Raw genomic sequence first — 12671 nt, 5'->3', positions numbered from 1 at the left:
ATAGCAGACAGGCATCATCCTCGAATGTCATGGTCCCTCAGGAGTGCAGCCCAAGCGCTGTGTCGATTACCGTAAACATAGCACTATGGATGCCTCGGTCAAGGTATGTTTTTTCATAATTTATTGATAAAAAACAATAATAGTTATTATGTAATGATTTGAACCTTTATGAGCCTTTCCGTAAATCGTCATGTCCAAAGCTATGTAGCAGCTGAAGGTAAAGACATTGAGCATGTGCATTTTAGCTTCGTCTAGCAGCGAAGTAACTCTCTTGCCAGTGTGGTGCTGGCGTCCATGTCGTGGGTGAGGAAGGCCAGCCAGGCACGAAAGGCGGTGCCGTGAAAGCGGGCGACCCTGTCGCAGAGGGTACTGGAGATAAATGGAGCAGGCGTATCCGGCAGGACACCAGATGCAATAGAAAAGGAGGGCCACCCATTCGGTGTCCCACCTGTCGCGATGGCTTTATAGTGGCTCTACTTATCAACGACCTGCCAGCCATCTTCCGTATTGACAAGGGTTACAGCAGCAGTACGCTTTTCGTTATCGACAATAGCCGTCACATTGCATTTATAGCTTTTATCAGATACTTCTACGCAGTCATGCTTTTTGACTGATTTTAATTCGCGCAGTGCGTCTTTAGGGACATCCTTGCCTGCTATAGATTTCACGAAAGCATTCGTCTGTTCCACGACCTTATTCATGGCCGTGTAAATATCCTGTTCGGAGGGTTCGCTGTTACAGCCGCTCAGCAAAAAGACAGCGGTAACGAGTGTGATAACGGCATAAGTTTTCATAAATAATTCCTTGGCTGTAAGATGAGTTATTGAATCAGACCGGTATTCATTCTGCTTTTATTTTCAGAGAACGACCATTTGTTGACAGTTTCTCCTTTAAATTCGATTTCAAGCGTTTTGGCCTGCGTCTGTGAGCCCCCCGTCAGCAGCCCAACAAGGGGAATAAATGTGGTGGCATCAAACTGATTGTTATCCATCGAATAAATCCATTCCTCATTGCCACTATCAAGTGTGGTTCTGGTTTCGGGCTCACCTAATGCGGTAATTATTTCTGATTTCGTTGTTTTATTTTTGATGATTTTTGACTGCAGACTTTGTGATGTTTCGTTTTTGAGATGTTGATTGCCTGATGTCGAACAGCCAGAAATAAATAAAGCGGAAATAAAAAACGCAGAAGTAATGGATTTGTTCATAGGTCACTCATATTAATTATTTATGTTTGCTATGGTGTGAAATTAATATCACCGTATAAAGATAACTCTGTCTGCATAGGTCTTTTTAATTATGCAGATAAGAATAATAACACTGGCAAAAAACGTGATGACTGAGACAGGAGTGCTGCCGGTCAATGAAAATACTAACCAGGCGAGAGCTAATGCCACGAATTGAAAAAGGAATGCAACACTGAGAGGACTTTCACCATAGGCCACTTTTGCATGGCAGCCTTTGCAAATCCGCACGCCGTGCGGGCTTTGTGTAAAGCAGAAGGGGCAGCTAATCGTTTTATTTTCCATCATGACTCCGTGGCCTGATTTAAGGTGATGTATTTTTGAACATTTTCGATGAATGCTCCGCTTTAGTAAAATTGCTTGTACCGATCGATGGATCTCTGTTAATAGGTTATGACTATCATAACCAAATTATCGATCTGTATAAACGATCAATATTTTGTTGACTATCACTAAAGTATGGACTAAGTAACTTATAGTGCAGGATGGGAGTTATTTTTAACTAATTGTTCTTTAATGGGATTTGTTGTCATGGAATGACACGGTGTCAGAAGATGCAGGTGCAGGATTTGGTGGAAAGGATGTGCAGTGGCATGTAACAGAGACATACCCCTGCGCCTGAGAAGTGCCGCAATATGGCCAAGCAATGCAAGCCACGAATACAGCCGACGCTGGTGGGGTGTCTGACGAGCTGTATTGTGCAGTTTGCTCCTGAGTTGAATGACTCTCACTATTTCCTGTTGTCTTTCCAGGCGAATTTTTTCTTCAAGCTGAAGGATTTTCTCCAGAATCGTTTCCCGGTTTGCAACCTGTTCTTCAGGCTCGCATGATGGCACTGGCACTGGCACTGGCACTGGCACTGGCACTGGCACTGGCACTGGCACTGGCACTGGCACTGGCGCAGTTGTAGGTTCTGTGGGCTTCTGCGCATCTTTTAGTAAAGTCAGATGCTCCGGCGTAAAATCAATCAGTGCTTGCAGGGAAGACCAGCCATATTTTTTACCCAATTGAGAGGCTTTAAAGGCAATACCCTGGTACTGAAATGAAAATCCATTCATTTTACCCGTTGTGGCGATATTGGGTTTGCAGCTCACTCCTTCCTGTTCCAGTAAGCGAACAAAGGTTAGTAAATCGGGACGGGGGGTTAATGCATTGTCGATAAGGGCCTGCAACTGTGACTTAGGGCAGGGAGCTGCTGTGCGTTCTGCCATCATCAGTTCATTACGGGAAGGCTTTCTTTTATCCTGGCGGCGACTACCGGTTACACCCGTAGTTTCGGTGAGACCGTGTACTCTCTCCAGCTCACTGATAATCCGTGTACTGACAAGATTTTCATTTTTTCCCAGGTACAGCTTCCCACCAACCATATTAATTCTGTTAGCTATTATATGGATATGCTGCCCATCCGAATCATCGTGCATGATATAGCAGCGAAGATGAGTGTCAGTGAACCCCATTCGGGCCATATAATCGTCAGCGAATGCTGCCCACTGTTTGGTTGACAGACTCTCACCTTTTGGCAGGCGAAGCGAATTATGCCAGACAGGTTTGGCGACATCGGGACGCAGCAGTCGGATACCTTCAAATTCATTTATAAGCTCTGCAGCAGTGCTGCCCGTCATGTTGCCACCGATAACATAAGGCGAGATTTTGTGGTGAGAACCTGATTTCAGGCTGTAGAGAATCACACCAGCGAATTGTTTACCCCTTTTTATTTTCTGCATGCCTTTCATCGTTCTGACTCCAGAAAGGTTGTAGGAATAAGGTGATCGCGAAGAGTTTTTATTTGTCTGCGCAGGGCAAAGAGTTCTGTACGGGTCAGTTCGCTGTCAGGGCTTTTGCTGTCGAGATGGTTCAGCAGGTGGTTTAAATCCTGCGAAAGGTTGCCGAGTTTAACCCATGCTTCACGATTAATTTCAGGCAGAACCGGTGGGAGTTTATTCAGAGATGCTATTCTAAGCCATTCTCCTTTTTTATACTGGCCTCTCTTACTGTCGAGAATAATTAACTCTTCCTCATTTAATCTGACACTGATGCAGTGACTTCGTATTTCATTATCAGGAAGTTTGTCAGTATGGAATTTACCGCGTTTTGATACTCTGGTTATATCATCATCATTACTCATGTCACTGTTCATAGTTATCCTTTTATTGCATGTTTATTACTACAGATAACCGATGAGGTGAATAAGTCAAGTTGTTGTAGGGTAAATATTTTAATTAGCTGGGTTAAAAAAGGTATACCATTTAACAAATAGTATACCCAAGAGGACTTATTAGCTGAGTTATCATGAAATAAAACCTTTCAGACTTAGAAGAGGGGTGTTCACTTCAGAATTTTAAAGTCTTTTTCGCACAGGCGCACGAGGGATCTCTGGCTTCATTTCTTTTAACAGATCTTTTTTCTCTCTTCCTGCGATATAAGAAAAAATCTTATCGGAGTCAAAACGCTGTCTGAGTATATCGTCGTCCATTCGGATACCATTTCGAATAAACCATTTCACTCTCTCTATGCCGGTGTAGATACCAATATGCTCATTGCGACAATTATAAAACTGTGTGTGCTTGATTTCGATATGTTGTTTTATTTCATTAAAGATTGATCTCATGTCTTTAACATATAATTCAACTGTACTATGCTCTGCAAGCATGAAATTAACACCATTTTGTTTGAGGGATTTAATAAGCTCTAAAGAGTTATAGGTGATATGTCTGATTAAAACAGGTATGCTATCGATTTTTTCTATATGACGGATAAGAGCACTGACGTTTGATTTGTAATGCCACTTTCCATTGTCTACAGACAAATCGAGTACTGATTTACCATTATGATCAGTGTGATTAATATTACAGCCTTTTTCTATCCAGTAATCAAAAGTATCCTCGGAGTAGAGATTATACAGAACGGTCTGGCCTTTATTATCGATACTGTGAATATCTACTCCTGAGTTAAAAAGGATCTCCGCGCACTTTATATCATTGCTCTTCGGGTGAAGGCAGGATTGACCTTTATTATTCTTATGCTGAATATTAATGCCTGAATGGATTAACAATTCCAGAATTTTTGGGTTAGTGTTACAGAACAATGCGTTATTACCATAACGGTCTGTGAGGCTTATTTCTATGCCTGCTTTAATCATTGCTTTTACAGCGTCCACATGATTACAAAAGAAAAGAGCATTACGACCATCTTCATTTAATGAATTAATGTCGATTCCTGCTTTGATACAATCATGGACGTTCTCTCTGGTCCAACTGCAAAACAAATTATCTATTGTATACATTGTCATGGCTATTCTCCTTTATTAAGCTGCGAATTTGTTATAAATTTCATTGTTAGCACTATACTCTTTGATTTTGACGATATCGTCATAGATCCGTGAGAATGAAAACCATGAGATCTCTTTAACTTCTCTTTTTTTGTTTTGATAAATGATATTGCACCCGCGAAACTGGAATGCATTGTTGAAGGCGTCATGGTTTGCGTTTCTGAGAAAATGAACAAATGATTTAATTGTCTCTTTCTTGCTTATGTTGTAAGAGAGAAAAGTATGAATAGAAAAGAGGGTTAAGATATTTCTCTGAGTAATCATATGTCTGGAGAAGTAACAAAAATAAAAATCCTGCTCTTCACTTACTGGTTTTCCGAATACAGAAAATTGTGGGTTATATAATCTATAGAGATCTACATTCTTTTTGGTTTTGGCAAGATAGTTTGTCAGTGTTGGGTAATTGTGTTTTTTCATTTTTATTCTCCTTTATTGTTTTGGTGAAATGAATATATATTACTAAATAAATATAAATCAAATTTATTTTTAATGTTAAAAAATTACGCAAGCGTTTTCTTTTTATTTAATTAAATTAATTTGATGTTTTGTATAATAAAAATAACATTTAGCAAAAAGTGCTATTTATGGTTTAAATGAATTATTGTTTTTACGATTATTGAGGATGGGGGTATTTAAGGGGGTGTTTATTAGGGGGCGCTATCGAAATAGTTTGTTTTATGACAAAAACAACCGGTAACTATCAGGTTTTAGATTGTAATTTTAATGGGAAAGGGCCTTGCGCCCCTTTCCCATTTTATAGACTGCTTAAAACTTCATTTATATTTGTAGAGCGCATATATCTCACAGGATTAATCATCTGTTCTTTAAGCGAGCTAAAATGGCTCTGAGATGTCTGTTAAACCCGTGGCGATTCATAATGAACAAACTGTTGTCCGCAATCAGTGGGTATTTTGTATAGTTCGAGGACAGTCTTGCCCATTAGGAAGCACAATCTTTTCGCGATGCTCCGCAAGTTCATAAACACAAATCGTACCTTCATCTGTATGGACTTGTTCTTTCAAAGGCAGGCTCGCCTCTTGGGCCACAACGGGGTTGGAAACAATGAAGAACAGCGTAAGGATACTTAACGGTCGGACTGCATTCATGACATTACTCCCATGTAGAATATGGTTAACTCACTTCCATCACCGACTGGCGGGGAGTGAGCTTACCAATGATCGGTGGTAGTTCCGTTTCGCGAAGTGGACGGCCTTCAACCAGACTCTTAATGCGTTGTACACATTGGTTCAGCAGGGGCTCCATCGGCCAGGAAATACATGTCAGTTGTGGGTATAACTGTGTGGCCAGCGGAGAGTCTTCAAGGCTGAGCAGTGACACTTCCTGCGGCACGGATATATTGAATTCACGGAACAATCGCATTGCTTCTGCTGCGTAAGCATCGCGTTTTACTACGATTGCGGTGAACTTACTCAGACTGTTTATCAGCGTCAGCAGTGCGCGTTCAACGTCCTCATTGGCTGTTAACACCAGTTGGCGATTAAACGGAAATGAGTAATTTTGCAGTACGTTTCGATAACCTTCCACCATCCGCTTGCTGGTGTCGTCCGTATCATTATCGATAACCAGCGCGATATTGCGGTGGCCTTTACCGATCATATAGCGGCAGGCGCTCTCAGCAGCAAAAGCGAAATCGTAGCCCTGACTTTTCGCGTCTACGACTGGCCGATCAAACGAGATAACGTTATCGGCACTTCCCGGCGGAATAGGGCCAAACACCACAACGGCAGCGCATTGTCGCTGTAGTTCATCCACCGAAGAAGCATGTTCGATGGCGTTATCGACATACTGGACGATCAGTGTTTTGTTGAGCAATTTCATGGCGCGTGCCAGTGCGGGAAGTAAACGTGCACCACTGTTCTCATCACGTGAGGAAAGCACCACGCCGATATAGCTTGATGACTGACTCGCCAGGTTTTGCGCGGCAAAGCTTGGACGGTAATTCAGCTCTTCTACCGCCCGTAAAACCGCTTCACGGCTTTCTTCGCGTACGCCTCGCGTGCCTGTCAGCACGCGGGAAACCGTTGCTCTGGAAACATTGGCTAATCGTGATACATCATCCATCGTTGGCATAGTGTTTTCTGCGTGGTGAGTTTTCATCATCTTAACATAACCCTCCCGAAGAATCGCCACATCACCTGTCGTCAACGTCATGTTTCCCGCGCATTAAGACCAGGAAGCCAGGCCGCGCCGCGTACGCCACTGGCATCGCCAAATCGGGCCGGAACAACGCGCGTGTGGCAGGAATTGGAAAAGATATACGGTACTATTGCGTCCGGAAGCTCATGATAAATTCTGCTGATGTTTGATAGTCCGCCTCCCAGCACAATTACTTGAGGATCCAGAATATTGATGACTGACGCGAGGCTCCGGGCGAACGCGTCAATGAAATGCTGCCAGTGTGCACGAGCCTGCGGGTTTCCTTGTTCGGCGGCTTCGATAATCTTCTGTGATGTCAATTCAGCCGGGAAACGACGGGCAAACCCAGTGCCGGAAATAAAGGTTTCAATACAGTTAATATTACCGCAATAACAAGGCTGCTCAGGACCGTCATAAGCTGGTGTATATCCTGGAAGTGGGTTGTGCCCCCATTCACCGGCAATGGCATTCGGGCCTTGTAATAAGCGCTTGTGTACGGCAACCCCACCGCCGCAGCCGGTTCCTATAATCACACCAAAAACGGTATCCGCTTTTGCACCCGCACCGTCCACTGCTTCTGAGAGGGTGAAACAATCGGCATCATTGGCAATCCACACTGGTTGCTGGATACGAGCAGCTACATCGGTTTTGAGATCGTGGCCGTTGAGCACCAGACAATTACAGTTTTTGATTAGCCCGCTTTGCGGGTCAATGGCACCCGGCAACCCGATCCCTACGCTGAATGGCACTGGGCTGATTGAGCGTGATTCCTCAATCAGGCTAACAAGATGCAGCATAAACGTATCATAGCTCTCCTTCTGTGTAGGGCGCCGTTGACGCCAGAGACATTCCCCTTGCGGCGAGAGCAGCACAGCTTCCATTTTTGTGCCGCCAATATCCAGTCCGAGATGGTGCATACAACCCTCTGTAAAAAAAGAGAGGCCAAAGCCTCTCCTGGTTATCGTTATGCCTGTTGCGGGCGGGTGCGGTAGATGTCGATGAGTTCAGTCACCAACTCTTTGGCCAGAATGGACGTCATCAGGTGATCCTGGGCGTGAACCATTACCAGCGTCATTTTGGTTTTTCCTTCGCCTTCATCGGCTTCAATGAGCTGCGTTTGCACCAGATGCGCCTCGCGAGCATAGTGCGTTGCCTCTTTCATTCGTTCATCTGCGGCTTCAAAGTCACCACGTTTGGCGCAACCTAGCGCCTCATAACACAGGCTGCGCGACTGGCCCGCATTGATGATGATGCCCATAACTTGTTCTTCTAATTCCATGTATTACCTCTGATTACATCTGTCAGGCGGACTGCGCCGCATCTTGCGCGTGTTCAACCGCGTTTTCATTCTCTTGCTCAATAAGCTGTTTTTCGTAGGCTTTCAGGAACGGAAGGTACATCGCAGCGGATGTCACCATGCACATAAGACACAAAATGACCGGACTGAAACTCCAGTTGGCGGCCCATGACGCGCCAATAGGAGCCGGTGTAGTCCACGGTGTCATTGAGACCACGCGGCTGACTAAATCGAGATCCAGCGCAAACCAGGCAAGCGTGGCATTAACCATCGGCACTAATACGAATGGCAGGAAAAACAGCGGGTTCATGATGATCGGTGCGCCGAACAAAATGGGTTCATTTATGTTAAAGAGTCCCGGTACCACGCCCATGCGGCCAATGGTGCGTAAATGGATGGCTTTGCTGCGCAGTAAAAGGAAGGCGAGCGGCAGTGTGGAGCCGACGCCGCCGATCAACAGATAATGGTCCCAGAACCCCTGAACGTAGATGTGAGGGATCGCTGAGCCCGCCGCCATTGCTGCCTGGTTAACTGACAGGTTTGCCATCCAGAAGGGGTTCATGATGCCCGTGACGATTAGTGCACCGTGGATCCCGGCGAACCAGAGAACCTGGCACACCAACACAGAGAGCAGTACTGCAGGCAGAGTATCAGAGGCGGCAACCAGTGGTTTCACCAGCGACATGATCGCTTCCGGGATAATCATACCCAGTTGTGATTCGATAAAAAGATTGAGTGGGTGCAGGGTAACGACGACGGCCAGAACCGGTACCAGAATCTCAAACGAGCGTGCCACGCCTGTTGGTACTTCCGGCGGGAGGCGGATCGTAATATTGTTCCGTTTCAGGAAGGCATACAGTTCAGTGGAGTAGATGGCGACCAGAATGGCGGTGAAGATCCCCTGACCGGAAAAATAGGCTGTGGAGATCTGCCCGTCTTTTAGTGGTGCGGCGACCAGTAAAAAGGCCATCAGTGACAGCATTCCGGCGGTCAGCGGATCCAGTTCATGGTGTTTTGCCAGACTTGCGGCGATCCCAACCGAAATAAAGAGCGTCATAATGCCCATACTGAAGTTAAACGGTAGCATCAGCGCATCGCGGTGATCCAGCGAGAATTTCAGCCACGCCTGTGCAAACCCCCAGGTGGTATCAGGCGAAAACGGTGGGAAAATAAACACCAGCATGAACGAGCCCACGATCATAAAGGGCAGAGCAGTAATGAAACCATCACGGATTGAGGTCACATACTTTTGTTGACCGACAGCACCTGCCATCGGTGTGATTTTTTGTTCAATGACGCTGATGAGTTTAGAGTACAGAGAGCTCATGGGATTTCCCTTAATTATTTGTTATCTATCAGGGTGAGTGCGAAATCGAGCACGGCGCCCCCTTTTTGCATGCCGTAGTCCATCATGTTGATCGGCTCGACTCGGATCCCATATTTGTCGGCTTGTTTTTGCAGATCACTCTGCATGTATTTGACCTGTGGGCCCAGTAACACCACCTGGTAGTGGCCAACCTGTTCGGCAAATTCGGCCACGCCAAAGGCCTTGATTTCCGCTTCCATTCCACGCTTTTGGGCTTCCTCAACCATTTTTTTTACCAGCAGACTGGTGGACATCCCGGCAGAGCAACACAACATGATTTTTTTCATAACGACTCCTGTTAACTGATGGCTGGAATATAGCTATCACGGAACAAAACGGAAAGCGCTTTCCATGAATGGATTATCTAATTGTGACCATGATCACCAGAGGGAGGCTTTCACTTTATCGTGATGTGCGCGATCATCGCGGCTATTCAGGAATGACTAAGGTTGAATTATGAACATTCATTTAATGAATGTTGTTGTGGATTTAATAGAGCAACGTTTAACACCTATCGCGAATATAATTACGCGAAATCAGCATATTACGGCGATGCGCGATGGCTTTGCCCTGGCAATGCCTTTTGTGATAGTGGGCAGTCTGATGGTGCCGCTCCTGTTTCCGCCGGTAACCATTTCTAGTTCATCGTTCTTTGGACAACTCTACCAGCAACTGCGTCCAATGTTGTTGCCAACTTTCGAACTGACGCTCGGACTGGTGGCTCTGATTGTGGCCTTTGGTGCCAGCGCCAGTCTCGCCAAACAGTACCAACTCCCGGAAAGGCTCTGCGGATTGACCGGATGCCTCTCGTTTTTGTTGTTTATTGGTTTTCGCGATAATGGGGCTACCAACATTTTTCTGGGAGGAATGGGGCTGTTTACCGCACTGATATCAAGTGTTTATTCCATTGAAATTATTCGTTTTTTCTATAATAGAGGCTGGTGTATCCGCCTGCCGGAAGAAGTGCCTGTGATGACGCGAAACGGCTTCCAGATATTAATTCCGCTACTGGTGATCATGTTATCCATCAGCGTGATGAACGCGCTAATGCTACAGGCTACAGGGCGGATCCTCCCACAGCTGATAAGCGAAGCCCTCCAGCCACTGATTGTTGCCTCGGATACTCTGACCGCGGTACTTATCTCATTGTTTATCTGTAACCTTTTGTGGTTCGTTGGCATCCACGGTGCATTGATTGTCACCGGTATTATGAACCCGTTCTGGTTAACCTATCTGTTTGAAAACCAGCGGGCACTTGCCATGGGCGAAGCTGTACTGCCACATATTTATCTGCAAGGCTTCTGGGATTTTTATCTCCTGATTGGCGGAATTGGTTCCACGCTGCCTCTGGTATTTATGGCGATGCGCAGCCGGTCGCGGCAGCTTAAAAGTGTCGGGAAAATAGGGCTGTTGCCGTCGCTTTTTAATATCAACGAGCCGATATTGTTCGGCTTTCCCATCATTATGAACCCAGTATTTTTGCTGCCATTTATTTTTGTTCCCTTGATAAATGCCTGTATTGCCTGGTATCTCACGCAACTTGGTGTACTTGATCGAGCGGTGGCTATGCTCCCGTGGTCAATGCCTTCTCCACTGGGGGCCGCGTGGTCGGCAAACGGTAGCTGGAAAAATATGTGCATGTGTCTGTTTGCCATTTTCAACGCCTGGATGCTCTACCGCCCCTTCTTTAAAGTTCACGAACGCCAGCTTATGACCCTGGAAAAATAACCCTCCTTCGAGCGGCTTATCTTTGAAATATGGATAAGCCGTTTTTTTGTGATTCATTTCACAAATTTATTCCATCTGAACTCAGAAGTGTGATTTGATCCGGCAAAAGCGGAAAGCGCTTTCCGTTTGTGGATGTACTTTTCCGTCAGGGATCCTTACATTTCCTCTGCGACGTAAAGCAGTGAAAATAAAAAATCTAAGGGAACCTATGAGAAAGTTAATTAAATCAATACCTCTGTCCTTAATCGCCCTTGCGGTACTCAGTGACTATGCCAGCGCAGACGAGAAATATGACTTTGCCCTGCACGGTTATATGCGTTCCGGGATCCTTGCGAACAGTGATGGCAACCGCGTGAACTCCGTAGGCCTGATGCCAGATGGCAAATGGCGACTGGGTAACGAGGAAGATACGAAAATTGAACTGATCCCGACGGTAACGCTGAAGTCGGATTCGGGTGCTGTGGCGCGGATTCAGGCCAACCTGACGCATCAAACTAAGTGTACGGCCGACTGGAACTGTACTGACGATGACGGTAAAGAAACGCAGTTCCGCGAGGGTTTCGCCGAACTAAGCAACCTTGATTTTGCCCCTGGCATGACTTTCTGGGCTGGCAAACGCTACAGCAGTTCTAACACCTCAAGCCACCAGTTTGACTGGGAGTACATTCAGTACAACGGGACTGGCGGTGGTTTCGACAAGATGGATCTTGGCTTTGCACAATTCGATGCCGGGATTTATGCCTTCTCTCCAACTGATGAAACCAAAGCCTATCCGGTTGATCGAGGCGATCAGGGTTATCCAGATGACTATTCTCTTAACCTGTGGTTCAAGAAAATCGGTGGAACCGGGCTGGATCTGGAGTTGATTGGCCATCGCATGAACCGCAATGAAAACCATCCTACGGCGGCGCAGAAAGGTTACGGCGCCACGGCGGTTTATAACTTCGACGGTTTTTACGGCCTGACCGGCGGTTATTCGCGTATTGCCCTGCAATATGGCAAAGGGCTGGCAGCCGCTGATTCACTGGGTAAAAACGGCTGGGGATGGGCGAATCTGGAGAATACGCAGTCCTGGCGTATCGTGCTGGACAACTTAGCCAGCATGGGCGATCTGGAAGTGTCGACTTTCGCGTTCTACCAGAAAGACAAAAACTACCGCTGGTGGACCAGCGATGACGACGGCTGGGGACGCTCAATGTGGGTTGCCGGGATCCGCCCTTACCATCAGATCACCAAAAACTTCGCCATGCAGTATGAGCTGGGTTACGAATATCTCGATGATAAAAACTACATGGGAGCGAACGGTAAAGGAAAAGGCGGTTTGACGAAAATTACCGTAGCGCCAACGCTGACGTTTGATTCGGGTTTCTGGAGCCGCCCTCAACTGCGTTTCTTCGCGACCTATGCGAAATGGGATAAAGGCGTTTCTGATGCACTCGATGGTAGCTACGACTGGGGCACCGGCACAATCAGTGCGGGTGGCTATTCCCGTAGTGGTGAAACCGACACTCTCAATTTTGGTGTACAGGCTGAAGTCTGGTTCTAAGGAGAA

The 12671-nt window shown here is 46.1% G+C and carries 14 protein-coding genes and 1 pseudogene; 2 read left to right on the top strand and 13 right to left on the bottom strand.

Annotated elements, in window-relative coordinates; translation table 11 throughout:
- Positions 1-257: 257 nt before the first annotated feature.
- From B498_RS23190 to B498_RS05310, 13 genes and pseudogenes are all read right to left on the bottom strand, one after another.
- Positions 258-374 (bottom strand): annotated as a pseudogene (locus B498_RS23190) (DNA primase); the annotation flags it as partial.
- A gap of 99 nt (positions 375-473) precedes the next feature.
- The gene (locus tag B498_RS05260; protein WP_008502529.1) at positions 474-794 is read right to left on the bottom strand and encodes a hypothetical protein; all 321 of its coding nucleotides are present in this window, start codon (positions 792-794) and stop codon (positions 474-476) included.
- A gap of 26 nt (positions 795-820) precedes the next feature.
- Positions 821-1207, bottom strand: coding sequence for a hypothetical protein (locus B498_RS05265; RefSeq protein ID WP_008502528.1), 387 nt, complete (start codon positions 1205-1207; stop codon positions 821-823).
- A 48-nt stretch (positions 1208-1255) separates the two neighbouring features.
- Positions 1256-1528, bottom strand: a complete 273-nt coding sequence (locus tag B498_RS22510; RefSeq protein ID WP_008502527.1) for a hypothetical protein — start codon at positions 1526-1528, stop codon at positions 1256-1258.
- Positions 1529-1716: 188 nt separating this feature from the next.
- Entirely contained in the window at positions 1717-2976 is a 1260-nt protein-coding gene (locus B498_RS05270; protein WP_008502526.1) for a relaxase/mobilization nuclease domain-containing protein, read from the bottom strand.
- Positions 2973-3380 carry a hypothetical protein gene (locus tag B498_RS05275; RefSeq protein WP_008502525.1) on the bottom strand — a complete coding sequence of 136 codons (408 nt, stop codon included), beginning with the start codon at positions 3378-3380 and terminating at the stop codon, positions 2973-2975. The genes B498_RS05270 and B498_RS05275 overlap by 4 nt, the downstream gene beginning before the upstream one ends.
- Before the next feature lie 201 nt (positions 3381-3581).
- Positions 3582-4532 (bottom strand): ankyrin repeat domain-containing protein, encoded by a 951-nt coding sequence (locus B498_RS05280; RefSeq protein WP_008502524.1) that lies wholly within the window; start codon positions 4530-4532, stop codon positions 3582-3584.
- 15 nt (positions 4533-4547) lie between these two features.
- Entirely contained in the window at positions 4548-4988 is a 441-nt protein-coding gene (locus tag B498_RS05285; RefSeq protein ID WP_008502523.1) for a hypothetical protein, read from the bottom strand.
- A 714-nt stretch (positions 4989-5702) separates the two neighbouring features.
- Complete coding sequence (locus B498_RS05290; protein WP_032623027.1) at positions 5703-6662, bottom strand: LacI family DNA-binding transcriptional regulator; 960 nt, start codon at positions 6660-6662, stop codon at positions 5703-5705.
- Between the two features lie 77 nt (positions 6663-6739).
- Positions 6740-7645, bottom strand: a complete 906-nt coding sequence (locus B498_RS05295) for an ROK family protein (protein ID WP_008502520.1) — start codon at positions 7643-7645, stop codon at positions 6740-6742.
- 47 nt (positions 7646-7692) lie between these two features.
- Positions 7693-8007 carry a PTS lactose/cellobiose transporter subunit IIA gene (locus tag B498_RS05300; RefSeq protein WP_008502519.1) on the bottom strand — a complete coding sequence of 105 codons (315 nt, stop codon included), beginning with the start codon at positions 8005-8007 and terminating at the stop codon, positions 7693-7695.
- 22 nt (positions 8008-8029) lie between these two features.
- A complete protein-coding gene (locus B498_RS05305) occupies positions 8030-9352 on the bottom strand; it encodes a PTS cellobiose transporter subunit IIC (protein ID WP_008502518.1) in 1323 nt (440 codons plus the stop codon).
- Between the two features lie 14 nt (positions 9353-9366).
- Positions 9367-9678 carry a PTS sugar transporter subunit IIB gene (locus B498_RS05310; RefSeq protein WP_008502517.1) on the bottom strand — a complete coding sequence of 104 codons (312 nt, stop codon included), beginning with the start codon at positions 9676-9678 and terminating at the stop codon, positions 9367-9369.
- A gap of 169 nt (positions 9679-9847) precedes the next feature.
- Between B498_RS05310 and B498_RS05315 the strand changes: the two genes are divergently transcribed.
- Together B498_RS05315 and B498_RS05320 are read left to right on the top strand one after the other, a co-directional pair.
- Entirely contained in the window at positions 9848-11119 is a 1272-nt protein-coding gene (locus tag B498_RS05315) for a PTS cellobiose transporter subunit IIC (protein WP_008502516.1), read from the top strand.
- A 208-nt stretch (positions 11120-11327) separates the two neighbouring features.
- Positions 11328-12665 (top strand): maltoporin, encoded by a 1338-nt coding sequence (locus B498_RS05320; RefSeq protein ID WP_008502514.1) that lies wholly within the window; start codon positions 11328-11330, stop codon positions 12663-12665.
- Positions 12666-12671: the final 6 nt, after the last annotated feature.

It is taken from the genome of Enterobacter sp. SST3 (assembly GCF_000286655.1).
GTDB classification, from domain to species: Bacteria; Pseudomonadota; Gammaproteobacteria; order Enterobacterales; family Enterobacteriaceae; genus Enterobacter; species Enterobacter roggenkampii.
This window is presented reverse-complemented; position numbering and strand designations above follow the sequence as displayed.